At 48.0% G+C, this 24,121-nt stretch carries 22 protein-coding genes; 8 read left to right on the plus strand and 14 right to left on the minus strand.

The window, feature by feature from the left end; translation table 11 throughout:
- Positions 1–55 precede the first annotated feature (55 nt).
- From RGU75_RS11400 to RGU75_RS11415, 4 genes are all read right to left on the minus strand, one after another.
- Positions 56–472: an Hpt domain-containing protein gene (locus RGU75_RS11400; RefSeq protein WP_322235955.1), complete on the minus strand. Its 417-nt coding sequence runs from the start codon at positions 470–472 to the stop codon at positions 56–58.
- Positions 465–881 carry a response regulator gene (locus RGU75_RS11405; protein WP_322235957.1) on the minus strand — a complete coding sequence of 139 codons (417 nt, stop codon included), beginning with the start codon at positions 879–881 and terminating at the stop codon, positions 465–467. The genes RGU75_RS11400 and RGU75_RS11405 overlap by 8 nt, the downstream gene beginning before the upstream one ends.
- A complete protein-coding gene (locus RGU75_RS11410) occupies positions 878–3,304 on the minus strand; it encodes an ATP-binding protein (protein WP_322235959.1) in 2,427 nt (808 codons plus the stop codon). The genes RGU75_RS11405 and RGU75_RS11410 overlap by 4 nt, the downstream gene beginning before the upstream one ends.
- 306 nt (positions 3,305–3,610) lie before the next feature.
- Positions 3,611–4,069: a CHRD domain-containing protein gene (locus RGU75_RS11415; protein WP_322235961.1), complete on the minus strand. Its 459-nt coding sequence runs from the start codon at positions 4,067–4,069 to the stop codon at positions 3,611–3,613.
- A gap of 572 nt (positions 4,070–4,641) precedes the next feature.
- Here RGU75_RS11415 and RGU75_RS11420 point away from each other — a divergent pair.
- Positions 4,642–6,846: a TonB-dependent siderophore receptor gene (locus RGU75_RS11420; protein ID WP_322235963.1), complete on the plus strand. Its 2,205-nt coding sequence runs from the start codon at positions 4,642–4,644 to the stop codon at positions 6,844–6,846.
- Positions 6,847–6,864: 18 nt separating this feature from the next.
- Positions 6,865–7,551 carry a Fe2+-dependent dioxygenase gene (locus RGU75_RS11425; RefSeq protein ID WP_322235965.1) on the plus strand — a complete coding sequence of 229 codons (687 nt, stop codon included), beginning with the start codon at positions 6,865–6,867 and terminating at the stop codon, positions 7,549–7,551.
- A gap of 73 nt (positions 7,552–7,624) precedes the next feature.
- On the opposite strand, the gene RGU75_RS11430 is transcribed toward RGU75_RS11425, so the two are convergent.
- The 5 genes from RGU75_RS11430 to RGU75_RS11450 all read right to left on the minus strand — a co-directional run bounded on the left by RGU75_RS11430 (position 7,625) and on the right by RGU75_RS11450 (position 11,408).
- The gene (locus tag RGU75_RS11430; RefSeq protein ID WP_322235966.1) at positions 7,625–8,512 is read right to left on the minus strand and encodes a copper resistance D family protein; all 888 of its coding nucleotides are present in this window, start codon (positions 8,510–8,512) and stop codon (positions 7,625–7,627) included.
- Positions 8,512–8,904, minus strand: a complete 393-nt coding sequence (locus RGU75_RS11435) for a copper resistance CopC family protein (RefSeq protein WP_322235967.1) — start codon at positions 8,902–8,904, stop codon at positions 8,512–8,514. Before RGU75_RS11435 ends, RGU75_RS11430 begins: the two co-directional genes overlap by 1 nt.
- An 11-nt stretch (positions 8,905–8,915) precedes the next feature.
- The gene (locus tag RGU75_RS11440; protein WP_322235969.1) at positions 8,916–9,803 is read right to left on the minus strand and encodes a hypothetical protein; all 888 of its coding nucleotides are present in this window, start codon (positions 9,801–9,803) and stop codon (positions 8,916–8,918) included.
- A 93-nt stretch (positions 9,804–9,896) separates the two neighbouring features.
- Positions 9,897–10,343 carry a hypothetical protein gene (locus tag RGU75_RS11445; protein ID WP_416186809.1) on the minus strand — a complete coding sequence of 149 codons (447 nt, stop codon included), beginning with the start codon at positions 10,341–10,343 and terminating at the stop codon, positions 9,897–9,899.
- Positions 10,344–10,607: 264 nt separating this feature from the next.
- The gene (locus RGU75_RS11450) at positions 10,608–11,408 is read right to left on the minus strand and encodes a tyrosine-protein phosphatase (protein WP_322235972.1); all 801 of its coding nucleotides are present in this window, start codon (positions 11,406–11,408) and stop codon (positions 10,608–10,610) included.
- A 335-nt stretch (positions 11,409–11,743) separates the two neighbouring features.
- Between RGU75_RS11450 and RGU75_RS11455 the strand changes: the two genes are divergently transcribed.
- The 4 genes from RGU75_RS11455 to RGU75_RS11470 all read left to right on the plus strand — a co-directional run bounded on the left by RGU75_RS11455 (position 11,744) and on the right by RGU75_RS11470 (position 16,326).
- Positions 11,744–13,003, plus strand: a complete 1,260-nt coding sequence (locus RGU75_RS11455; protein ID WP_322235974.1) for an SfnB family sulfur acquisition oxidoreductase — start codon at positions 11,744–11,746, stop codon at positions 13,001–13,003.
- Positions 13,004–13,080: 77 nt separating this feature from the next.
- Positions 13,081–14,343, plus strand: a complete 1,263-nt coding sequence (locus RGU75_RS11460) for an SfnB family sulfur acquisition oxidoreductase (protein WP_322235976.1) — start codon at positions 13,081–13,083, stop codon at positions 14,341–14,343.
- Positions 14,344–14,462: 119 nt separating this feature from the next.
- A complete protein-coding gene (locus RGU75_RS11465; RefSeq protein WP_322235978.1) occupies positions 14,463–15,857 on the plus strand; it encodes an LLM class flavin-dependent oxidoreductase in 1,395 nt (464 codons plus the stop codon).
- Between the two features lie 223 nt (positions 15,858–16,080).
- On the plus strand, positions 16,081–16,326 hold the full coding sequence (locus RGU75_RS11470; protein WP_322235980.1) for a hypothetical protein: 246 nt from the start codon (positions 16,081–16,083) through the stop codon (positions 16,324–16,326).
- Positions 16,327–16,374: 48 nt separating this feature from the next.
- Here the strand turns inward: RGU75_RS11470 and RGU75_RS11475 are convergent, their stop codons facing one another.
- The 5 genes from RGU75_RS11475 to RGU75_RS11495 form a co-directional block, all read right to left on the minus strand.
- Positions 16,375–16,854 carry a hypothetical protein gene (locus tag RGU75_RS11475; RefSeq protein ID WP_322235982.1) on the minus strand — a complete coding sequence of 160 codons (480 nt, stop codon included), beginning with the start codon at positions 16,852–16,854 and terminating at the stop codon, positions 16,375–16,377.
- Between the two features lie 24 nt (positions 16,855–16,878).
- Positions 16,879–17,460 carry a hypothetical protein gene (locus RGU75_RS11480; protein ID WP_322235983.1) on the minus strand — a complete coding sequence of 194 codons (582 nt, stop codon included), beginning with the start codon at positions 17,458–17,460 and terminating at the stop codon, positions 16,879–16,881.
- A 261-nt stretch (positions 17,461–17,721) separates the two neighbouring features.
- Positions 17,722–17,958 carry a hypothetical protein gene (locus RGU75_RS11485; RefSeq protein ID WP_322235985.1) on the minus strand — a complete coding sequence of 79 codons (237 nt, stop codon included), beginning with the start codon at positions 17,956–17,958 and terminating at the stop codon, positions 17,722–17,724.
- 723 nt (positions 17,959–18,681) lie between these two features.
- The gene (locus RGU75_RS11490; protein ID WP_322235986.1) at positions 18,682–20,772 is read right to left on the minus strand and encodes a M13 family metallopeptidase; all 2,091 of its coding nucleotides are present in this window, start codon (positions 20,770–20,772) and stop codon (positions 18,682–18,684) included.
- Positions 20,773–21,038: 266 nt separating this feature from the next.
- Positions 21,039–21,803, minus strand: coding sequence for a hypothetical protein (locus tag RGU75_RS11495; protein WP_322235988.1), 765 nt, complete (start codon positions 21,801–21,803; stop codon positions 21,039–21,041).
- A 377-nt stretch (positions 21,804–22,180) separates the two neighbouring features.
- Between RGU75_RS11495 and RGU75_RS11500 the strand changes: the two genes are divergently transcribed.
- Both RGU75_RS11500 and RGU75_RS11505 read left to right on the plus strand, forming a co-directional pair.
- Complete coding sequence (locus RGU75_RS11500) at positions 22,181–23,485, plus strand: MFS family transporter (RefSeq protein ID WP_322235990.1); 1,305 nt, start codon at positions 22,181–22,183, stop codon at positions 23,483–23,485.
- A gap of 326 nt (positions 23,486–23,811) precedes the next feature.
- Positions 23,812–24,120 carry a c-type cytochrome gene (locus RGU75_RS11505; RefSeq protein ID WP_322240463.1) on the plus strand — a complete coding sequence of 103 codons (309 nt, stop codon included), beginning with the start codon at positions 23,812–23,814 and terminating at the stop codon, positions 24,118–24,120.
- Position 24,121 lies beyond the last annotated feature (1 nt).

Here is a 24,121-nt window from a genome sequence, read left to right on the forward strand (position 1 = left end):
AATACACATGGTGTAACAATTTGATTGCATAATGTCAATATATATCTGATTCCTGTCAGACTCCGTCGGGGTTTATTTTTGTCATAATGATGGCTGGCAGAAATGCTTCAAGTGTCGATATTCCTGTACTTAGATCGATCAACGTTTTTTCGGACCAGGCGTTGTCGGCGATGTAGATCTGCATTTGTTGTTCCAGCAAACCTGCTTGCTTTCCCAGTGCAATAAAGCCAAAACTGCCAGCGCTTCCGCTCAGCGAATGGAGTAGAAAGTATAGAGTACTGATGGTTTCGTTTTTTTTTAATCCTCCACCGGTCAATTCTCCTTTGTCCAACTCTTCTTTTAGCTGTTCTAAGGCTGCGTGCATCTGGGCAAATTTGGCCGGCAATATCTCAGCGTATTCTTTCCCTAGAGAAATAATTAGACGCGCTAATTCGTTATCTTCATTAGCGTCTGGTGTACGTTGCTCATTCATTTTTTTCGCCCCACAGCTTCCGAATCAATTGCGCCAACTGCATCGGATCGAAAGGCTTCGCGATCACGTCTAACGCACCTAATGATTTTAAATACGCGATTTCATGCGGCTGTGCTTTGGCAGTCATAAAAATGGTGGGCGTCTCAGCAGCGCCAGGCAAAGTGCGTAATGCTGCCAACGTTGAAGGTCCATCCATCTCCGGCATCATGACGTCCAATAAGATCAGGTCGGGTCGATTGCCGCTGTTGATGGTCGTCAACGCTTCCGCTCCGGAACTACAGAGGGTGACGTCAAAGCCACCAATAGATTCAAGCGCCAATCGGGCAATACTCTGAATATCAAGATCATCCTCAATGTACATAATGGACATGAGAACTGTGTTGTGCGCCTTGGTCGATGGCAATGTCATATATGTCCGTCAACTGTACTTTGCTTCAGTGGCGCATCGAATGTTGCTGGCGCTACGATAGCAGGCAAGTCAATAAAAAATTCAGTCGGATCACCGACAGCGCTTAGAAATCCAATATGCCCACCATGCCGCTCAACCAGATCTTTACTAATACTGAGGCCTAAACCGGTGCCACCTTTTTTTCGCGAGTCAGCCGAGTCAGCCATGGCAAATTTTTGAAAAATCCGGTGGCGAAATTCTTTCCCAATGCCACTCCCATGATCAATCACGGAAAGCCGTATCCAGTTTTCATGCGCAATCTTGTGTTGCAGAATATGTAACGTCACTGTGTCTTCGGTCGGCGAAAATTTGATCGCATTTGACAGCAAATTTATCAACACTTGCAGTAAACGATCTCGATCCGCGCAAACATAAATGTTTTTATCTTCAGCAGCGACTTTTAAAATCAGTTTCACATTAAATTGCGCCGCGTAACCCTGCGTGGCATCAATTGCTTGCTGAGCCATAGGTAACAGCGCTTGATCAACCATCTCAAAGCGCATATTGCCGGATTCAATTTTTTCGATATCGAGTACATCATCAATCAGTCGTACCAGTCGTGCACAGTTTTTACTCGCGATTTCCAAAAGTGTTTTGGCTTGCTCCGGCAATTCCCCTGCGACGCCACCAACCAGCAATCCGATTGAACCTCGGATTGAGGTTAGTGGTGTCCGAAGTTCATGAGAGACAGTCGAGATGAATTCATCTTTAATGCGTTCAACTTCTTTTCGATCAGAAATATCCTGTAAAAAAGCACTAAAAAAATACTCGTCTTTATTGTGAACCAGGCTGATTGTGATTTCGACTGGGAATTCATGATTTTGGCGGTCCAATACAACGCGTTCCATCCGATTATTCAGAAAACTAAGTGCGTTCAATTTACCTAAGTCGCCCGATTCTCCTGGGCCGCCCGACTCGCTTATTTGAACCACTTTTTGGATGGCAGCATCTACAACTGTCTGAAATCTTGCGGGGATGATCTTGCGCGACATTTGTTGCCCGATGACTTCTTTTCGACTCCATCCGAACATTTTTTCGGCTTGTGTGTTCCAGTCGATAAAGTTACCGTGCAAATCGACCCCAATAAAAGCTGCCTGAGCCGTTTCAATGATGCTCTGAATACGATTTTCTCGCTCAGTAACCTTCGTTAGCGCTTTCCCAAGTTCGGCGGTACGCAGTTCAACGCGCTTCTCCAGAGTAAGATTTAGCTCTTTTAGCGCAGATTCTTTTTTTAGTAAATCTCCGACCAGCCCATTGAGCGAGGCCGTTAAAGCTTGCACTTCGAAATAATTATTATTGCCTGGCGTTGTTGGTATATCCGCGATTTCGCCTTTTTGTATTCTTTGGGCGGATTTGGCGAGCGCGCGCAAGGGCAGAATGATATTGCGCGCCACGATCAATCCCAGAAAAGAAAATAATACGGCGGCAGCCAAGCCTGTCCAGATGACCTTTTGCTGAATTTTTTTAAGCGGCATAAACGCGTCGACTTCGCTTTGACGCACTAATACAATCCAGCCCATGCCGGGATAAGATTCATAACCTTTGCTAGCGCTGTAACCGACCAGATAACGTTTTTTATCCGGCCATGTTTCGGCTGTATAACCGGAGGGCGACGTTTGCGCCAACTTCAAGCTGGGAAGATCAATTGTTTTGTTCTTAAGGTCGCCTGGGCCAAGAAGAACTTTGCCGTCCTTATTGAGAATGATCGATTCGACGTTTCTCCGCTGATCCGATGGTGTGACAATGGACTGTTCAATATCGTAGGCCCATTGCCATGACAAATGGGTCGCCAGGATGCCAGCGACGCGGCCGTCCTTATCGCGATAGGGAAATGCAATGTCAAGAAGACGCATTGCTTCTTTGGTGGAAGATTTGCCATCGGTAACGGGCGGTAGCAATTTAGCCAAAAACACAGCGTCATGGACGTCGCCTAGATAGATACCGTGCAATGCATTTTTAAACCATGGACGCCCCGACGCATCTGCACCTTCGAGGACTTTCTTGGCCGACACGATCACCTTGCCGTCGAGATCGGTCATCCCAATCCAGGCATAGTAGGGATAACTCTCTTGCAGTGTTTCCAGCTGTTTGCGATGTTGTAAAGCATCGTCTGGCATCGTGTTCAGATCGTAGCGGGCCGCCATCAGTTGGACCTCCCGATAGCGTTCGAACATGTCACGATCAAATGTGTCGGAGGTTTGGGCCGCCAGCTCCCTCAAACTATTACCGATACGTGATTTGATTGAATCGGTGGCGGAGATTTCAATCACGCCAACCAGAATAAAAGTAAGCAAAAGGGAAAGGGCAGAAAATGCCAGAGCCAGATAGACGGCCACGCCTCGTGATGAAAAGTATTTTTTTAATTTCAGTGAAATGAGGGGCATAGCGTCTTGAAGCGCAATAAATTGAGGATAAATCGAATCAGCAGCTTTTGCTGTTTTTAGTATTTTTGTTGAACATGCTCAGCTAGACTGGTTTTTTACTACCTCGAATCGACGTTTAAACGGTTTTAACATGCTCCCAGCACCAATGCCCGTAAGTCATCTATTACAAATAATCGGGGAAATACCTGACGAAAGCGACGACGACCAGCCTAAAAGTGATCGTCATCGGTTTTTACGCGTTTTACAAACTATTAATATAGATCCGTATTCTTACCGATTGACACTAATCATTAGTAATCCGAATAGTTATTTCGTCAGCTGTGTACGAATTTCGCCGCCAGGATGCGCAGCGCTATGCACATTGACGTACAAATTTCCCGCCATATAACTTGCATATTGGCTATCGGTCAGCATTGCACCGGGTGGTACAGACCAAGTGTTATCAGCCGTTTTGCTTAGCGGCACGATCACCGGACCATTAGCACCGGCTGCTCCCTCGTGAATGTGGGCGGCTTTGCCATCGACGCCGGTCGTCACGACTTTGCCAGTGACCGTCTTATCCGCTGCCACCGCAATAGTCACAACGCCTGTCGCTTGTGAATCGTTAGGCGGAACTTCGTGCGCGCTGTCCAATTTGGGTTGCATGCTGTGTCCCATCATTCCCATTGGATCCATGCCAGACGTTGTACATCCGGTGATAAGGGCAGACATTGTTAAGGCGGAAGCTAGCAAATAAGGTCGTGCAGCGTTTCGGAGGATAAACATCGTGAGTTTCCTTTTCGGTTATTGATCGATGTGAAAAAACAGTTTAGCCGGTTTTGAATCATTCTACCGTTGCATAAAAACAACTAATTATAGGCCGAGTGGAGATGCGCGTGAGCGCTCGTGGTGAGAGACCTATCTTGCCAGATAACGTGACAACTTACCATGGGGGATCTGCACCTGCTTCATTCTTCAGAAGCGTGAAACTTGCCATTTTGTATTCGTCGCGCGTGGGCAAACTATCTTTCACTACAAGCATTCCTGAGAAAGAAAAATTGGCCGTTTTGCCTCACATTCATTTGACAATAAGAATCATTCGTATTAAATTTTGCCCTACCGTAGAATCATGCAAAATGTGAATATTGCCCTTTGGAATATTACGGGCACAGTCGAAGAACGCGTCGCTTACTTATAACTCTTATTTATAGCTTTATTTATATCTGTTTATTGCTTTTGTAATCTTAGTCAGCCAACTGGGTTTTTATCCGGCCAGCCAGCCAATTGCTTCACCGTAAAAACACTTTATTGCCCGATTAATACGTCGGGCACACTCTGACTGATCAAGGAATTAAGTAATGAACCGACGTCTCACGCCATTGGCCGCCGCTTTGCTGGCAGCCTTTGCAGCGCCTGTTGCCATGCAGCAAACCGCCTTCGCACAAACCGTACAAACCACACCGGCTGCACAAACTACCCAAGCTGAAGCAACTTTACCTGAAGTCGCGGTCAAAAGTCAGATTGATAAATCAGACTACAATCCCGTCACAAGTACTGTTGGTGGCAAGGTTGCTACGCAGATTCGTGACATTCCGCAATCGGTGAATGTCATTAATCGTGCAGTTCTTGAAGCCCAGGGCGCTGCCTCGCTGCAAGAAGCGCTGCGCAATGTGCCGGGTATTACAATCGGCGGCGCTGAAGGCGGGCAAATCGGTAACAACTTCAATTTGCGTGGTTTTAGTGCGCGTACCGACATGTATCTCGATGGTTCGCGTGATCGCGGTCAGTATTATCGTGACACGTACTATTTGGAATCAGTCGAAGTGTTGAAGGGTCCTTCGTCGATGTTATTCGGCCGTGGATCAACTGGTGGCGTGATTAACCAAGTCAGCAAGACGCCATTTTTGACAGATGCGAATCAAGTATCTCTGAGCGCTGACACCAACGGCGGCGTGCGTTCGACGGGCGACTTTAATCGCAAGTTGTCCGATACTTCGGCGTTCCGCATCGAAATGATGGGGCAACAAGCAAAAACAAATCGTGACCAGATGACCAATCAGGATTTCGGTGTTGCTCCTTCGCTGCGTTTCGGCATCGGTACACCAACTGAAGTGACCTTGTCCGCGTTGATTTCACACAATCGCGAGATGCCGGATTATGGTCTGCCACCGGTAAATAATCATCCAGCGCAAGTCTCGCGCGATACTTTTTATGGTCTCAATGACGATCGTACTATTCAGGACGTCGCAATCGTCAGTGCGCGCGTTGAGCACAAGATTAACGAAAATGTGACCTTGCGTAATCAGACGCAGTACAGCGATTACGTCACGAATGCACGGGAAACAGCGGCTAATAACGTTGGTACAGTCACTAACGGTACCTTTACTGCATTGCCAACGGTTTCACAGGGCAACACGACTGCATTGCCTTTGAGTCAGCTTTATGTCAAGTTAGCTAGCCATGACCGTAACATTCATGACCAATCGTTAGACAATCAAACCGACTTGATCGCCAAGTTCGATACCGGCACGCTCAAGCATACCTTGATCGTTGGGTCTGAAATTAGCCACGACGAATATGACAATGCTGGCACTACGCGTAACAATTTGCCGATCGTCACAATGGTTGATCCCGTCTATCAATCACAACCGTCGAACGTCACCACAACGGTCGGCAATCGCGCCAAGTCTAGCGCGAATGCGCTGGCGGCCTATGTAAACGACACTGTCGCTTTAAATAAGGAATGGAAACTGGTTGGCGGCGTGCGTTGGGACCGCTATCAGGCTGAACTGAACAACAGCATCGCTACTGGTACGCCAGCGTTGACCCGCGCGGACCAAACGGTGAATTTCACCAGTGTTCGTGCTGGTGTGATTTATCAACCAACCGATGCGCAATCTTACTACGCGTCGTACGGCACTTCGTTCAATCCTTCATTGGAACAATTGACCGTCACTTCAGGTCTCCAGAACGTGGCTCCAGAGACGAATAAATCATATGAAATCGGTGCTAAATGGGATCTGTTCAATGGCGATCTGTCCCTCACATCGGCGATATTCGATATTGAAAAAACCAATGCGCGATCATTAGTCACGACAGGTGTTTATCAGCTCGACGGCGATGTGCGTGTTACCGGTTTTGAATTGGGTGCAAGCGGTCACATCACGCCGCAATGGCAAGTTATCGGCGGCTATACGCATTTGAATCCGACCGTCATACATGCCTCCGCAGCAGATGGCACGCAAGGTAAAACGCTAGCCAATACACCACGCGACAACTTGACTTTGTGGACTACCTATAACCTGACCAAAATTTGGGAAGTCGGCGGCGGTATGCTGTATATGTCGAGTCGTTTCGCCAGCAATACCAACGTGGTTTCTGCAGGTGGTTACACGCGTTTTGATGCTACTGTCGCGTATCATCAACCAAAATATGATCTGCGTTTGAATCTACTCAACTTGACCAATAAGCATTACATTGACGCGTTGATCCCTTCTGACGGTGGTCGTTCGGTTCCGGGTGTTGGCATCACGCTGCTAGCAAGCGTAAACTATCGTTTTTAGTGTGAAGGTGATCGACCCATGTTGTTAGAAATCCCCAAGGTATTGAACGCCGAGCAACTTCTTCTGGTGCGAGATAAACTAAACGCTGCGGGGGACGCATGGGTTGATGGTCGTGCGACGGCTGGCCATCAAGGCGCTCAGGTCAAGCGCAATTTGCAAATCAATGAACACGCGCCGATAGCAATTGAACTGGGTGATTTGATTTTGGCCGAGCTGGAGCGTCATCCTCTTTTTATCAGCGCCACACTGCCGCATCATGTCTATCCGCCGATGTTCAATCTGTATCAAGGCGGAATGGCGTTTGGCAGCCATGTTGACGGTGCAATAAGGCAGGTTCCGGGAAGTCGGCTCAAGATACGCACCGACATCTCGGTGACGCTTTTTTTGAGTGAACCGGATACCTACGACGGCGGAGAATTGCTGATCGAGGACACCTACGGTGTGCAGTCGGTCAAACTGCCGGCTGGCCATATGATCGTCTATCCGGCCACCAGTTTGCATCAGGTCAAGCCCGTAACACGTGGCGCGCGACTAGCCGCATTCTTCTGGGTCCAGAGCATGATTCGGGATGATGGACAACGGACTTTGTTATACGATCTGGATAGCGCGATTCAACGTCTTAATCAAAGCGCCGCCGATCCGCACGCGTTGGTCCAATTGACCGGTAGTTATCATAATTTGCTCCGCATGTGGACCGACATATAGTTATAGGACTTCCAAAAACCGCCCGGGCGGTGTTGTGCTTTCTTAACCGCCCTAGCGTACTGTCTTAAATTCCTTATTGCACTGGCATCGTCGTTCCCAACTTTGCAGCCAATACCAGCACGACCAACAGCACGATCAGTTCGGCTATCAATACTCGCCTGAAACCGGCTGCACCGGCGTTTTTATTGCGGTCTAGTTGTGTTAGCCAATACCAGCGGTTGCGTAATCCTAAGCCGGAGGCAATCAGCACGGCGCACAGTTTGGCCAGCAATATCCAGGCATAGTCAGAAGCCCAGATATCGCTCGCATGTCCCATCGTTCTTGCTACATTAAACAAGCCGCTCCCAATGACGAGGAGGAGAGCCCACGTGGCGACTTCAGAGAGACGATGCGCCAGCGCGCTGCGTTGGGATAAACCCCAATGCTTCCAGTCGGTGCTAAGTAACGCGCAGACAATTACCGATCCAACCCAAGTTGTCGCCGCTAATATGTGCGCCGTGTGAATCAATACCCAAAAGCTGAAAAACCCCTGATCTGCCGCGTGCCCGGTTGCGGCCCGTGCAAATGAGAATCCGATCAGGCCAAGTATAAACAGCTCACGACGTGCAGGAATGTTGACTGCCATGACCGCAATTGCCAAGAAGATCCATGCGGCGAACGCTAACCAAAGCATCTCCCCAAAATGCGATTGCGTTAATACCAGCCATAAAGATGTTGGAAGGTCGCTAAGATTGCTGTCGGTCATTGCGATGGTACTGAAGCAGTAATACGCCAGCAGGCCAACACCGAGCAACCAGCAAGCCCAGCGGGTGATGTTATCGAGTCGGTGAGATGGCGCCCCCGATAACGCCGCCGATCTCAGTGCTGGTCGCAGCACAACCACGCCAATCGCTATTGCCAGCGCAGCGTTCATTATTGCCGCAAACAATGGTTGCAGCCAGTTGGCGGCGACCGATCCCATCACTTGACCGTGAAGGTATAAGTGCCTTGCGTACGGTGTCCATCGTCTGCTACCGCAACCCATTTCACGTGATAAACGCCTGTTGGCAGCGTTGGCAAGGGCACATGCATAGTCTTGTGCGTCGTGCTATCAACTTCGGCCTTGGCGCTGTTGATTTGCTTGCCTTGCGCATTACTGACGATCAGGCTGCTGAATGCTGGTTCCAGCGCTTCGTCATACGTGATGCGAACTTCTTGCGGTGTACTGACGACCGCACCTGCCGATGGCGATTGCGTCTCAGGATGCGCGTGGGCAAAGGCTTGACCAATGCCACCTAAGCAAATTGCGCCGAATGTGATCAGCGCAATCTGGCGCAGGAAGGTTCGAACGGATGAAAAATAAAGTTTTTGCATGGTATTACCTTTTAGAAAATGGGTTTTCCGACTGAATGCGGGAACATGTCATCGAAGAAAATATGGGTTTGGATGAGTACGCCAATACCATGCCCGCTGGCACTATTGGCCGGAATTTGCGCTTCCAATCCGATCTGACCCAAGCGCGACTCCCAGATAACACCAGGGTTTATCGTTCCGGTCGTATGGCCAGAACAGCTGCCGCTGGTGCAAGTGCTCATCGCCAGTTCAACGATTGGAATCATATTGGCAAAAGGCTTGGATAACCCGACGTTTTTGACGAACGATTGCAGGTAAGGCAAGCTGTATTGCAGCGTCATGCCCCAGTTCAGCGCATTGGGAACATTGCTATTGCTTGCAGTTTGCTGCCCGACCGTACCGGTAATAGCCAACGGCTTAAGCCAGCGCAGCGCTTCGGGTAAATCGCCGAATCCTTTGCCCGCGTAAATTGTTGGCGTATACGTTGAATAACTGCTGCCGATTGCTTTACTGCCAGTGCCGCCGATATCAGTATCAATCCCGACCGACAACAGGAACTCGTGCACAGGGTTCACGTAGGCCATGTATTTGATACCAAGTCTCAGGTTGTCGAATCCCTTTACGGTGGGATCACCGGCAGCGCGTTGTGTGGCGTAGTTGGTGCCAACACTGATCGCCAGATTGGAGGTGATGGTTTTGGCGTAGTTGACCGATAAGCTATTGACGCTGGCGGTATTGCCGTCGTCATTTAGTGTTCTGATGTGACCGAACTGAAAATCAAGTTCGTCGCCGACACCGGGATCATCAACCGCCATCGTTGCTGGAAAGATACGGTCGCCTGCTACGGCATGTGCATGACCAAGTGGCGCGAGACTTGCGATAGCAAGGCCAAACGCCGCACGAGTAAGTGCGTTTCGCATGTTGTCAACATCCATTGAGAAAGAGTGATGAAGCAAGTTGCCGCGCAGCATAAAAGGCAAAGCGCGGCAGGATGTCAAAAATCCAGAATGGTCTTAAAACAGCGGCGGAGGTTGTGGACGACTTGCGGCGGCGACAGTGCGTGGGCGGAATGCGGCGCCGAGTATGGCGATGAAGGCGTGGTGGATGTGGGCGACGGCAGCGAGTTGCGGCAGCGTATTGACTAAAAAAGGACTATGTGAAAAGAGATTGCAGTAACCGCAGGCTTCCTGACCGTCTTGACCGTCTTGACCTCGATGATCTTGATGACCAGAATGCGCTCGTTGCGTCTGTTGCGACTGTTGCTCAGGCAGACGGTGCGTCATACCCTTCATTCCCGACATTCCCATCATATCGTGCATCTTTGATGCGCCATGGTCGATATTATCCGCTTCGGCGGATGCCGCCGTATGAACTATGCAGAGCGGTGACGCTTGAATAATCTGTGCCAGCATGGGTGTTCTACTGTGAAACCGCTTGGCCGCCAACGTTTGCGAAATCATAGGCGCGAACCCACTTATCAAGATAACTAGTATCCCAATCCACGCGCCATAGTGCATTCGTCGTAAAGCCAGCATATTCAATAACCCAGCCACTATTGTGGAGACGATACTATTATCACATAGGTATCTGGGATCATCCCAATGATATGTAGAGCAATCATTGCACCGATAAATGGTGTGATCGCATTACTGGGCCGACTCTTATTGGGGGAAGCGCAAAGAAACATCGGGCCGGTCTGATCAGAAAACATCTGACTTCACTTCTCAAATCGTTTCTAAATAATTATCACGAATGCGCGCTACATCTATCCCCAAAACCCTTTCCAGATAATGCTGCATGCCGCCGTGGTCATCATCGATCACTTGCTGGGCAGCATCCAGATAAGCCGCCTCGACCGATAGCAACGGTGCCATTACATCCTTCGGTAATCGCAGCTTTTTGACCTGTTCCTGTAGTTGCGCATTCCCCGTGGTGTTGCTGCGATTGGATTCCAGGTAATCGGCAATAATATCCGCGTGATCGATGCCGAGCGCGGATAGCAGCAGAAGACTAGCGAAGCCAGTCCTGTCTTTTCCGGCCGTGCAGTGATAAAGAATAGTGTGATTTTTCTCTGCCAGCTGTAAAAAACGCCGGTATTGGGCTTGGTATCGCACCGGAAAATCGCGATAGAACGCGATCATGAATGCACGACTGTCATCCGCGGTGCCATTCTGCAATGCAGATAGAACAGACAATTGCGACAGATTGCCCACCATGATCGGATCAGCGATCCAGTTAAACACATGTGCAAATGGCGTTTCCGCAGATTTCTTTTCACCATCAGTTCTAAAGTCAATCACCACATCCAGATTAAAGCGCTGTAATTGCGCGATATCAGTCGCCGTAGCCAGCCCGGGATTGGCGCTGCGAAGTAGTCGTCCGGTTTGAATCCGTCTGCCATCCGACGCGATTTTCCCGCCGAGGTCGCGAATATTCTGCACCTGTTGGAATAAAGATTGCAGCTCGGCTGGTGAGTCGTCAATTGACGTTTCTGTAGCGGCTGGCGATGTTGGGTTTTGTGACAAAAAGATCTCCTTAATGATTGAAGCGTGTAGCGCAAGAGCTAATTGAACATCCGCATCACACTTATCCCGCCGATAGAAAACGATGGGATTCAACTGGATGCGGCGCTATACATCAGACGCTACAGAAGCCGCTAGTTTACTGCAAACCGGCCGCATGACACATTTAGCGATAAGCGTGATGATTTCTTCGCCAGCATTCTCATGCTGAATTCCTACTTATAAATGCAAAATCCTTCGTTCAGAATTTATTCGAATTTTGGTTTAATGAATCACTATTTTTTATTGCCACTCGTTGTTCAGTTTTTGATGAAAGATACACATTATTAAGATTGGTCATGTCAGTCGTTACGCCGCAATTCATCCGCACGCAAATAAAAGGAATGCCAGCCTTGCCAGATTTTTCAACAGCAGCACATCGTATACAGAGCGATACCGAGGCGATCGCAATAGCCCAACATCTGGCGCACGATTTTAAGCAGGAAGCTGTGGTTCGAGATCGCGAACGACGTTTACCGGTCGCTGAAATGGTACGCTTCTCTACTAGTGGTTTAGGGGCAATCACCGTTCCGTCATCGCATGGTGGTGCCGGAGTATCGTGGGCGACCCTGGCAGAGGTAATTAGAATTATTTCGGTCGTCGACCCGGCGATTGGGCAAATCCCGCAAAACCATTTTGGGATATTGAACGTTCTTGAACAAACGGGCAGTGAAAGCCAAAAAATATTTTTTTATAATGCGGTACTAGGTGGCGCACGACTAGGAAATGCAGGCCCCGAACGGACCACTAAAAACGTCCTGGATGTTGGGACGCGCATTACCAAAATAAGCGGTAATGATAATAACTATCTATTAAATGGCAAGCGCTTTTATTCAACCGGCGCTTTATTTGCAGATTGGATTCCAACTAAAGCGTTAGATGAATCTGGCCGCAGTGTATTTGTGTTTGTTGCACGGCAAAGTCCAGGATTAAGCATCGTGGATGATTGGTCCGGGTTTGGTCAGCGCACTACCGCCAGCGGTACAGTGATATTCGATCAGGTGCGCGTATCTGCGCAATGTGTCGTCCCTCTCGAAAAAATCGTTGATCAGGCCAATAATACTGGTCCGGTATCGCAATTAATACAAGCGGCGATTGATGTCGGAATAGCCCGGGCAGCGTTGGAAGATACGGTCACATTTTTGCACCAAAAAAGGTGTACACCTGACGATAGCAGTCTTGCACTTGATACCAGCGATCCTTTCATTGTTAGTGATATTGGTTCGCTATTTATACGCCTTCACGCCGCTGAGGCATTGTTGGAACGTGCCGCCATTACCCTTGATCAAATGGTATCGCCGATCAATTTTGAACAGATGGCCGAGGCCTCCGTTAATGTCGCCGAAGCCAAGGTGCTGACGACTGAAATTGCATTAGACGCCAGTGAAAAATTGTTTGAACTGGTTGGTTTAGAAACAACGTCAGCTAAATATAATCTTGATCGTCATTGGCGCAATGCACGGGTTCATACCCTACATGATCCGGTTCGATGGAAATATTTTTCGGTTGGAAATTATTATCTTAATGAGATTGCGCCACCTCGTCACGCGTGGAGTTGATAGAACTTTTCATCTGTTGTGATCTATTTTGACGCTCTCTCACAACATTACTTTACTATTTTTTGAATAGACCTCCGATGCCAAATAGCACTACTTTTTTAGCACCAATACCCAACGCGACCGTTGAAAAAAAGCCATTTTCTCAAGTCGATAAGGTGCGGGTCGTTTCGGTCATTACTAGTGATGATGAAGCGCTCGTCATTGCGCGCCAGCTTGCGGCTGAATTTTTAGTTGAAGCGGGACTGCGTGATCAGACCAGACAATTGCCGTGGAATGAGTTGGAGCGCTATGTATGCTCCGGGTTATGGGCTATTTCCATTCCCAAAGAATATGGTGGCGCCGGCGTGTCAAATGTGACGTTGGCGGAAGTTATTGCCATCATTTCCAGTGCCGATGGGTCAATTGGTCAGATTCCGCAGAATCACTTTTATGCGGTTGAAATTTTACGTGTCAACGGAACCGAATCGCAGAAACAATTTTTCTTTGAACGGGTGTTGCTAGGTGACCGGTTTGGGAATGCGCTGGCGGAACTTGGTACGCGAACCTCGCAAGATCGCACTACAAGATTAACCCCGGATGGCAAAGGCTTCCGCATCAATGGCCGCAAGTTCTATGCAACTGGCGCGTTATACGCCGATTGGATACCGACTTCAGTCATTGATGACGATGGTATCCAGCAATTAGCTTTTGTTCCGCGCAGTGCAGAGGGTTTGACGATTACCGATGACTGGTCCGGGTTTGGTCAACGCACTACCGGAAGTGGTTCAGTGCTATTAGAAAATGTTACGGTTGATGCAAATCACATCGTGTCGTTTCAAGCAGCTTTTGAACGACCTACCCATATCGGGCCATTTGCGCAATTGCTTCACGCAGCAATCGATTTAGGCCTGGCGCGGGCAGCGATCACCGACACGATCGGCTTTGTGCGGAGCCGATCTAGACCTTGGGTCGATAGCGGGGCGCAACGTGCGTCCGAAGATCCACTAACGATTCATGAGGTCGGTAATCTGACCATTCATCTTCACGCTGCAGAGGCATTACTAGAGAGAGCAGGGCGCTGGGTAGATCAAGCGGCGGCACATCCCGACGAGGAAAGCGTTGCTGCGGCCTCTATAGCAGTGGCTGAAGCGCGGGTATTGACCACTGAAATTTCCTTATTGGCAGGTAGCAAGCTGTTTGAATTAGCAGGTTCGCAATCGACTTTAGCAGAACATAACCTCGACCGCCATTGGCGTAATGCCCGTACGCACACGTTGCACGATCCGGTTCGCTGGAAGTATTTCGCTGTTGGAAATTACTATCTCAACGGTAAAAAGCCACCGCGTCACGGTGCAATTTAGTGTTGGATAGTATTTAGTCTTTGATCTCAATTAAGTTCGATGAAGCCTTATTCTAGATCATGGTATTTCTATTTTTATTTCCATTTGTATTTATGGAGATTCCGTTGAATTGAATCAACATGCAAAAAAAGAAAATTGTTCTCAACGCATTCAGTATGAACTGCGTGAACCATATTAACCATGGACTATGGACGCATCCGCGCGACGAGTCCGAGAATTATAACGATATCGCGTACTGGACAGATCTGGCAAAGTTGCTGGAGCGCGGTAAGTTTGATGGTTTATTCCTCGCCGATATTGTCGGCGTCTATGACGTCTATCAGGACTCCGTCGATTTGACCTTACGCGAGTCGATTCAACTGCCGGTCAATGATCCGTTGATGTTGATCTCGGCTATGGCGTATGTCACCGAGCATCTCGGCTTTGGCGTCACGGTCAATCTCAGCTATGAGCAGCCTTTCCTTTTTGCACGCAAGCTATCGACATTAGATCATCTGACAAAAGGACGCATTGGCTGGAATATTGTGACCGGTTATTTGGAAAGTGCTGCGAAAGCTGTTGGCTTGTCGACCCAACTAGATCACGATCAACGCTATGACCGCGCTGATGAATTTATGGAAGTGGTGTACAAGTTATGGGAGGGATGCTGGGAGGACGACGCCGTCCTGCGCGATCGCAACCGCCGCATTTATGCGCAGCCAGATCGTGTTCATAAAATTATTCATCATGGTGATTACTATCATGTTGACGCAATCCATTTGAGTGAGCCTTCATTGCAGCGAACGCCAGTACTTTATCAGGCTGGATCATCGGGGCGTGGTCAGGTGTTTGCCGGACGCCATGCCGAAAGTATTTTCATTTCAAGTCAAACCAAAGAAGCAGCCCGGAAGCTGGTCGCCAATGCGCGTCAGGCCGCTATAGCGCAAGGCCGCAAAGCCAACGACGTGAAAGTTTTCATGGGGTTGACGGTAGTGGTGGCACCTACTGAAAAAGAAGCATGGGATTTATATCGCGAATACAGTGAGTACGCCAGTCCGGAAGCAGGACTGGCTCATTTTTCCAGCGGAACTGGTATTGATTTTTCAAAATACGAAATGGACGAGCCGATACGCGCCGTCAAGAATAATGCCATCGAATCGCTCACCAAGGCGATTACAAATCCAGACCTTGAATGGACCAAACGAAAGTTGCTGGATCAATTGGCTTTGGGTGGACGTTACGCCACGATTATAGGATCGCCTTCGCAAGTTGCCGATGCGCTGGAGGATTGGATGCGTGATACGGATATTGATGGGTTTAATCTAACCCGAACGGTCAGTCCGGAAAGTTTTGTCGCCTTCGTCGATCTGGTTATTCCGGAACTACAGCGGCGCGGCATATATAAAACAGACTACGAGGAAGGGTCGCTGCGCCAAAAAATGTTTGGCAACGGTAATCGTTTGCCCGAGCAGCATATCTCGGCTCGATATCGTCATCATGATCGTGCGAATTCTGTGCTTGATGTGGCCGTATAGATATTGGGCTACGACAGTTGTTCATGCGGCGGCGGACGATAGAGGAAAATTAATTCGTTCGACTACCGCAATGGATTGCCTCCGGTATTGCTCTACCAAACCTATTAGGGACCCCAAAGATTGGGGTCTTATTTCGGGTTAAACCAGCTATCAGTGCGCCAAAAAATGTCTTGCTCACTGAAATAAAGAATCTAATTTATTAATATATTTAAAGGGGAAAAGTATGTTTCGTCGGTTTTGGTCTACCATTGCAGCGGTGTTATTATTCGCCGCAAGTATTAACGCCTTTGCAGAAGATAAAGTCATCAGAATCGGCGCTACCAGCGGGCCGCAAGCACAGGTTTTGGAAGTTGCTAAACGGGTCTTGGAGCGGCAGTCGGGCGTCGTTCTACGCTTATACGTAGTTCAACGTTTGGTTCAGTACCTTGGCCTTTTGTTTCCGCAAGTCCAAGATCACACCAGAATATAATTAAGCAAGCCAGGAATTTCATTGTTCGAACGTTTTTCATCACTGTAATCAGCGTGGAAATGGCTCTGGCTGCGCAATTTTAAAAAATATTTTATTGTAGCCAGACTTTTCTGAGGTGTTATAAATGACAAATACTTCGCCCAGACTTAGAATATTTTTTTCTGAAATGGCAGTGACCAATCCGGATTTATTCGCTTTAAGGTTAACTTTTCCAAGAGCGTTGTAAATAATATTCGGGCTATTCGTAACATCAGTGACCAGTCCATCCGCCTCGATCATTTCGACGGTAACTTGAACATTTTTCCCGCTGATAATCGGAATGGTATTCGCGTTTATTGTAACTCCTGCTTCTTCCTCGCTTGAAAATGGTATTTTTTCCATTTCTCGCTCTCCGAGAAAAACACGTCCGTCTACACTGATGCGCAGCTCAACATTGGGGCCAGTGCCTTGGTATTTACGAATGGACTCGGCAAATACCTGACTAGAACATAATATTATTACAAAACAAACCAAGGCTATTTTCTTCATAAAATAATCTCCAAATAATTAAACTTATAAGTTTTCCCGATTGGACTGACATACTCGTCGTACGTCATTTCGATTGTTCGTAACGATCCATTGCGCAAAAAATGCAGGGACGATGCTATTCGTTTCAGCGACGCATTCGTTAATAATTTTTCCTACTTTTCGCCAGTCGTCATCGGTACCACAGCCATTGATATTGAGTGCGCTTTGAATATCTTGTGCTACGTGATATTTGGCCATGTCGCTTTCGCAATTTTTATTTGCGACATAAGTAGGAAGCAACCACGATTGATTCTCACAAGCCTCCATCACTTTTTTCCACTCTCCTGATTTATCCAAAAGCGGCTGCACAAACGCGGGTACAACCTTGGTAAGCCAATCTGTGTTTTCCATTTGCAAGCGACTACCACAGCTGTATTTCGCAATACAAATTTGGCCGGTGTAAAACCCCTTTATGGCACTGTCGTCTGGTACGTTTACTTTTTGCAAATCTTCGACGGGCGAGTAGCAAACATCGTCGGGTTTTATGTAGAACAATCGCATTTGGTCCGATGCAGAACATGCGCCAACGCTGCCTTTCACTGTTAGTTGATTGCTGCCTTCCTGCAAATTGATCGAAGCGGTACCTAAACCGAAAAACTGCATGAGTGCGGTGAAGCTTCCGCTCCGAGAAAAAAAGTTGCTCCGTTCAGGCTTGCGGTAGCCTAGCCCTGATCGCCGACGATAGTGGATGCGCTTCCGGTGCCGGTAATGCGGGTTCCCGCCGATCTCAACACGGCGTTCGGGGCGGGAGTGGTGAAATTAATATCGCATAGAAGTGCCTGCGGTTTCACTGCTGGTGTCTAGGCAGCGTCAAGTGGCGTGATTTTCTTATGCGCATGTGCGGTAGAGAAAAACATTAGTGCACCAATAAATATCAGCCGTTTTAAAAACCGAATTGTCATGTTTTTCTTTCTTATCGTGTTTCTGAGCCGTCAGAAGCGCTTGCGTTTTCATTGCTGATGTCTGGGCGGATTCAGCTGGCGTGGCTTTCGCGTGTGCATGTGCGGAAGAGAAAAAAATTAGCAGACTAATAAATATCAGCCGTTCAAAAAAACGCATCGTCATATCTTTCTTATCGTGTTGCCGGTCCGTCTTCAATCCAATTGTCAGTAGTTGCAGCAATGAATATCAACCACTACATCAATCGATAACGCAGGGCGGAATACAATCTGTCTTCTTAGTTTTAATTTGGAATTGTTCCCGTAAACGGTTAAATAATGTGGTTGTTAGAGGCTTTTATCTAGGTAGATAAGTTCACTTTAACGCGAAAAAGTCGAAAGAATTTTCTCGATTTAACCAAGAAAAATCTAGGTGAATTTTTTTGAAGAGCATAGTAAATGACAGAGATTCAATACTTTTTTGATCTGGTACTGTCATAACGCAGCTGGTGACGTGACGCACGCGGCGTACTACTTAAAAGGCTAAAATATTTGACCGACGAGGGAATTTATTTGTACGCCACTACCGACGATTGAAATGTTAATCAAAGTGGAATGATGTCACCCGTTAGGTTTCAGGGCGCATTGAAACAGCGATTCAAATATGCTCGAACGGGATATATAAATGGAGGCGTTGTTGAGATGATCGCTGCGTGACACGCATCACGTTGCATGATGATTTTTCGGTGATTTGTTCGGGATGTACGCTAGTTTAATTATTGATTTTTTTGTGAAGAAATCGCTTCAACCTCCGCTAAATCTTGCTGGTCTTTGGACCAAATACCATTAGCTACTACTGATGGTTTACAGGTTATCTGTTCGCCATCAGCAGGATTTACTTAGTACTTCATCACCACATAATCACCCGTTCCGCCGGTGCCAAATACATCTTATCCCCCGGTTTAACATCAAACGCGCTGTAGAAGCCAGGCTGGTTGGCAAGCGTGCCGTTGCCGCGAAATTGCGGTGGTGAATGGGGATCGATTTTTACGTAGACGATGGCTTGTGCGTCGCGCACCTTGCCGCGCCACACTTGCGCCCATCCCAGATAAAAACGTTGGTTGCCGGTCATGCCATCGATCATTGGCGCGGTTTTTCCCGCTAAGGATAACTGATACGCTTTGTAGGCGATGGTCAGGCCAGAGTTGTCGGCGATGTTTTCGCCGAGGGTGAGTTCACCATTCAACTTATATCCGGGTACCGGACTGTAAGCGCCATATTGCGCGACTAATGCTTTGGTTTTCACTGCGAATTTCTCGTGATCGTCTTTGGTCCACCAATCGCGGAGATTGCCGACTTCGTCGTATTGACTGCCTTGATCGTCAAAGCCATGGCTGATCTCGTGACCGATTACCGCGCCGATACCGCCATAATTAACCGCATCGTCAGCCTTGGCGTTAAAAAATGGTGGTTGCAGAATAGCGGCCGGAAATACAACTTCGTTGAGTTCCGGATTGTAATAGGCGTTGACGGTTTGTGGCGTCATGCCCCATTCGTCGCGATCAACTGGTTTGCCCAATTTGTCAATATTGCGTTGATACTCAAAATCATTAGCCCGCATAATATTGCCGACCAGATCGCCTTTTTTGATCGTGAGTGTTGCGTAGTCACGCCACTTGTTCGGATAACCGATCTTGGTCATCAACGTTGAAAGCTTTTTCTCCGCCTGCTGTTTGGTGGCCGGTCCCATCCAATCCAGCGTGTGGATACTTTCCCGATAGGCTGCGATCAGGTTGCTGACCAGTTTTTCCATGCGCGCTTTATTCTCCGGTGGGAAGTATTGCGCAACATACAATTCACCTAATCCCTCGCCAAGCGTATCTTCCACCATTTTTACACCGCGTTTCCAGCGTGGTTCGTTCTGTGGAACGCCGCGCAATACGCTGCCATAAAACGCAAAGTTTTCATCAACATAAGGCTTGGATAGCGATGAGGAAAATCTACTCAGGACATGCCATTTAAAATAGGCTTTCCAGGCATCCATCGAAGTCGATTCCAGCACATGATCGAAGCCTTCAATATAGCTTGGCTGACTGATCACCACGTACGATATTTTATCTTTCAGTCCAGCTTCTGCCAGATAGCTATTCCAATCGTTATGCGGTGCTAACGTTGGCAACTGGCTTAATTCAACTTTGTTATACGTTTTGACCGGATCACGATTTTGGACCTTGGTCCATTGCAGTTTTGCCAGCGCGGTTTCCAGCGTGAGTATGCTGGCTGCATTTTGCGCTGGGGCTTTGTCGCCAGCCAGCGTAAGCATCTTTTCGATGTGTGCAAGATATTTGATCCGCGTCTCTTTCAGCTTCGCATCGTCATCTTTGAGGTAGTAATCCCGATCAGGCAATCCAAGGCCACTTTGTCCCAGGTCGACAATGACTTTGGTGGAATCCCTGGCGTCCTGATGGATCCCGATGTCATAAGGGACTTTGACGCCGATGCGTGATAAATGCGCGATCATGCCAGCGATTTGTTTTTTGTTTTGCAGTGCATCAATCCGCGCAAATTGCGTGGTTAATGGCGCAACACCTAGTGCGTCGAGTGTATTTTCATCCATGAAACTTGCATACACGTCGGCGATTTTTTGTTCATTTGAACCAACTTTGACTGTCTTGTTTTTGCTCACAGAGTCAACGATAGTGCGTAGTTGATTTAACGAATTTTCGCGTAATTCATAAAAAGAACCCCAAGACGATTTATCGGCGGGAATCTCAGTCTTTTTCAACCATGTTCCGTTGACGTAGCTATAAAAATCATCTTGAGGACGCACCGCCGTATCGGCGTTATGCATATCGATGCCAGACATTAATGGCGTAGTTGAGTTTGTCATTGAGGTTGTCATAGTGGTGGCGAAATGCGCTCCTTGGGAGGCATCGGCAGCATTGCTTGTGCCGGTGGTAATCATCGTTAGTCCTGCTGCGGCGATGAGAGTTCTAGTCATAATACGATTCACGGTTAAAAAATCCTTTGCGAGATTATTCGGAGTGTAGTCTGAAATAAGGCGGTATGCAGAAAGCGCTGTCCAAGACTGAGTTCCAAGGCTGAGTTCCAAGGATATCTTAGGATGAGAAAGAAGGGCGCTTACAGCCTTGTAGTGTGGCAAAAATAAAAGACACCATTTGGCGCAGGTCAAACGTCGCGCCGCGGTAAACGCCACCAAGGTGTTCCTCATCTATGATTGTCGATTACGATCATGCGGGATAGTCATTAGCGGCGATAAGTACTCTCTTTGGTCGGTGGGCCGTTGAAATCACTACCGATTGCGTACAAGGAAATCACAATCCGTGCGGGTTCGGTAGTTCTGGTCAGAATAACTTTGCTGACCGGAACATCATCGACCACGCATTTGTTGCGTCGATCGATCCTTAACTCGACAACCGAATCGTTGGTGGCGACGATTGTATGGTTAGCCCGTTTGCAGTTCGGTGCATTCAATATCTTGTTGGAAACGGAGAGGGTCTCGTCCGTAGCGTAATTGACATTCGGAACGTCTGCGGACAGGCTTTCGGTCCACGTCCCTTTTGCCCATTGCGGCATAGAAAAGCCCGATAAAGAAACCGATGATACTGGCGTCGCTAATAAGCTAGGGAACACATCGTGTGCCATTTGACGGGTTAAAAACAGCTTTAGATGCGGCGTTTTGAGAGGGGCCATTAATTTGACGGTGCTGACGACGTTGCCATTCAGGCTAATTGTTAAATCTTCGTTGAGCGCGTCGCGAGTGACATCTTGCAGGCGGTGCAGGGCGGCCGGAGTAAGTTTTACGCTCAGCGCAACAAACTCCGTATCGTTTTGGCCCTGGTCGCGAATATTGAGATTAATTTCTGCAAAGTCGCGGTCTGATGAAAAATCAATTTCGGCAGCGTTAGCTGAGATAACAAAGAACGCGCTCAACGAAAGCATTAGAAGCTTAAGCTGCTGGCACCGTCTGGACATTATTTTCTCTCCAAAGCGCATTTTATCGGCATCCATTCGTATAATTATTCGATCTTACACAGATACTGGGAGAAAAGACGGTATTTGTACTATGACCTTGGCAGACCAGCGCTGACGTGACAAGGTGTCGACCCAGGTCGCTCACGTGATCGATTAGTGCGTGACCTAGTGCGCCATGTCGTTCGTCATTCGCTATCCATAAAATTGGAGTCATAGAACGGGATGAAGTTCACTTGCCTACAATCGGGAGAAGTGGTTCTGGAAAATATTGAATAGCCCCATTCCAGTTGTTTGTCCTACAATGCATGCGATAACATGAAATATAAAGAAACGGCTATATAAGATTTCAAAGCAGCCGTTAAAGACGTTGTACAAGACATAATATAAAAACGTTGCACTTAATGAAAGATAAGATGACATCTATAGCACAGCAAGAGCTTTCACCTGCAGACGACCGCCGCAAGCGTATTTTTGCAATTGTGGGTGCCTCATCCGGCAATCTGGTTGAATGGTTCGATTTTTATGTCTATTCATTTTGTGCAATCTATTTTGCACCGGCTTTTTTCCCCAGTGGTAATTCCACTACGCAATTATTGAATACTGCTGGCGTATTTGCCGCTGGATTTTTGATGCGCCCGATTGGTGGATATATTTTCGGTCGCCTTGCCGACAAACGCGGTCGCAAGACCTCAATGATGGTTTCCGTGTTGATGATGTGCACGGGATCGTTATTGATCGCCTGCCTGCCAACCTATGCCACCATCGGTGCTGCCGCACCCGCGTTGCTACTATTTGCGCGTTTGTTGCAGGGCTTGTCAGTTGGTGGCGAGTACGGCACCAGCGCAACATATATGAGTGAAGTCGCACTAAAAGGACAGCGCGGATTTTATGCATCGTTCCAATATGTGACCTTGATTGGTGGTCAGTTGCTGGCGGTATTGGTGTTGGTTATTTTGCAGCAATTGCTGACGACTGAACAACTGAAAGACTGGGGATGGCGTGTTCCGTTTGTACTAGGTGCTTGTGCAGCTGTCGTAGCGCTGTATTTGCGTCGCTCGCTGAATGAAACCTCGACCACAGACTCGCGCAAAAATAAGGATGCCGGAACCATCGCGGGACTGATGAAGCATAAGGTTGCCTTCATGACGGTGATCGGCTTCACTGCTGGTGGCTCGTTGATTTTTTATACGTTCACCACATACATGCAAAAGTATCTCGTGAACACCGCAGGCATGAACGCCAAAACAGCAAGCGCGGTCATGACTGGCGCGCTATTGGTTTATATGTTGATGCAACCGTTGTTCGGCGCGCTGTCGGATAAAATCGGACGGCGCACCTCAATGATCTGGTTTGGTGCGCTGGCCACGCTGATGACAGTGCCAATTTTGCACACCTTGGCCAGTGTGACCAATCCTTACGCGGCCTTTGGATTAGTTATTCTGGCGTTGGCGGTGGTGAGTTTATATACCTCGATCAGCGGCCTAATCAAGGCAGAGATGTTTCCACCCGAAGTGCGAGCGCTGGGCGTTGGATTATCTTACGCGTTGGGTAATGCGGTATTCGGCGGTTCGGCTGAGTTCGTGGCCCTGAAACTTAAATCGATTGGCATGGAGTCGACGTTTTACTGGTACGTCACTGCGCTGTGTGCGATTGCGATGATTGTTGCGATTCGCATGCGCGATCCGGGTACCGAAGGTTATTTGCGGCACGAGAATTAACACCAAAATTGGTGGACGCCTGAACCTGAAGTGGCAGTTATGTTTCGATTCAGGTGGCAACTTGGTGATGGTTGATATTGAATAAGTGTTGATTAGTGCGTGGTAAGTAATGAATGGCAAATGGCGAGTAGTAAAGGATGAGTAGTAAATGACGAGTATTAAATGACGAGTAGCGAATGCGTAACCGATGAGAGCTGAAAGCCTTCTCTCATTGGCAACGCGAAAGCACGTAAATGATCGCTGACCAGATGTTGAACAGCGCATCATTCTATCTGCGACATTTTTAATGATGTGGGCAATACAGTAATTTATTCGGAGAAGTGATGATGAAGCAGTTGTTATTGATTGGAGGCGTATTCGCCTTTTTAGTTTCCGGTAGTGCGTTGGCAAACGCAGATCTTGCCAAAGCCAAAAACTGTATGGCGTGCCACTCTATTGGCAATAAAATTGTCGGTCCAGCCTTTAAAGACGTGGCTAAAAAGTATGACGGACAACCCGATGCAGAAGATAAGTTAGTCCAAAAAGTATTGAAGGGCGGCTCCGGCGTGTGGGGTCAAATACCAATGCCTGCCAACGCACAAGTCAGCGATGCAGAAGCGCACACGCTGGTTAAATGGATATTGTCATTGAAATAGG

It is taken from the genome of Glaciimonas sp. CA11.2, assembly GCF_034314045.1.
In the GTDB taxonomy this organism is placed as follows: domain Bacteria; phylum Pseudomonadota; class Gammaproteobacteria; order Burkholderiales; family Burkholderiaceae_D; genus Glaciimonas.

Excerpts from the sequence above, each read along its gene's own strand:
- RGU75_RS11440 (WP_322235969.1), bottom strand. The coding sequence starts at position 9,803 with ATGCGAAACGCACTTACTCGTGCGGCGTTTGGCCTTGCTATCGCAAGT.
- RGU75_RS11425 (WP_322235965.1), top strand. The coding sequence starts at position 6,865 with ATGTTGTTAGAAATCCCCAAGGTATTGAACGCCGAGCAACTTCTTCTG.
- RGU75_RS11435 (WP_322235967.1), bottom strand. The coding sequence starts at position 8,904 with ATGCAAAAACTTTATTTTTCATCCGTTCGAACCTTCCTGCGCCAGATT.
- RGU75_RS11400 (WP_322235955.1), bottom strand. The coding sequence starts at position 472 with ATGAATGAGCAACGTACACCAGACGCTAATGAAGATAACGAATTAGCG.
- RGU75_RS11475 (WP_322235982.1), bottom strand. The coding sequence starts at position 16,854 with ATGAAGAAAATAGCCTTGGTTTGTTTTGTAATAATATTATGTTCTAGT.
- RGU75_RS11405 (WP_322235957.1), bottom strand. The coding sequence starts at position 881 with ATGACATTGCCATCGACCAAGGCGCACAACACAGTTCTCATGTCCATT.
- RGU75_RS11505 (WP_322240463.1), top strand. The coding sequence starts at position 23,812 with ATGAAGCAGTTGTTATTGATTGGAGGCGTATTCGCCTTTTTAGTTTCC.
- RGU75_RS11495 (WP_322235988.1), bottom strand. The coding sequence starts at position 21,803 with ATGGATGCCGATAAAATGCGCTTTGGAGAGAAAATAATGTCCAGACGG.
- RGU75_RS11420 (WP_322235963.1), top strand. The coding sequence starts at position 4,642 with ATGAACCGACGTCTCACGCCATTGGCCGCCGCTTTGCTGGCAGCCTTT.
- RGU75_RS11445 (WP_416186809.1), bottom strand. The coding sequence starts at position 10,343 with ATGATTTCGCAAACGTTGGCGGCCAAGCGGTTTCACAGTAGAACACCC.
- RGU75_RS11460 (WP_322235976.1), top strand. The coding sequence starts at position 13,081 with ATGCCAAATAGCACTACTTTTTTAGCACCAATACCCAACGCGACCGTT.
- RGU75_RS11455 (WP_322235974.1), top strand. The coding sequence starts at position 11,744 with ATGTCAGTCGTTACGCCGCAATTCATCCGCACGCAAATAAAAGGAATG.
- RGU75_RS11410 (WP_322235959.1), bottom strand. The coding sequence starts at position 3,304 with ATGCCCCTCATTTCACTGAAATTAAAAAAATACTTTTCATCACGAGGC.
- RGU75_RS11500 (WP_322235990.1), top strand. The coding sequence starts at position 22,181 with ATGACATCTATAGCACAGCAAGAGCTTTCACCTGCAGACGACCGCCGC.
- RGU75_RS11465 (WP_322235978.1), top strand. The coding sequence starts at position 14,463 with ATGCAAAAAAAGAAAATTGTTCTCAACGCATTCAGTATGAACTGCGTG.
- RGU75_RS11490 (WP_322235986.1), bottom strand. The coding sequence starts at position 20,772 with ATGACTAGAACTCTCATCGCCGCAGCAGGACTAACGATGATTACCACC.
- RGU75_RS11415 (WP_322235961.1), bottom strand. The coding sequence starts at position 4,069 with ATGTTTATCCTCCGAAACGCTGCACGACCTTATTTGCTAGCTTCCGCC.
- RGU75_RS11430 (WP_322235966.1), bottom strand. The coding sequence starts at position 8,512 with ATGGGATCGGTCGCCGCCAACTGGCTGCAACCATTGTTTGCGGCAATA.
- RGU75_RS11470 (WP_322235980.1), top strand. The coding sequence starts at position 16,081 with ATGTTTCGTCGGTTTTGGTCTACCATTGCAGCGGTGTTATTATTCGCC.
- RGU75_RS11485 (WP_322235985.1), bottom strand. The coding sequence starts at position 17,958 with ATGACGATGCGTTTTTTTGAACGGCTGATATTTATTAGTCTGCTAATT.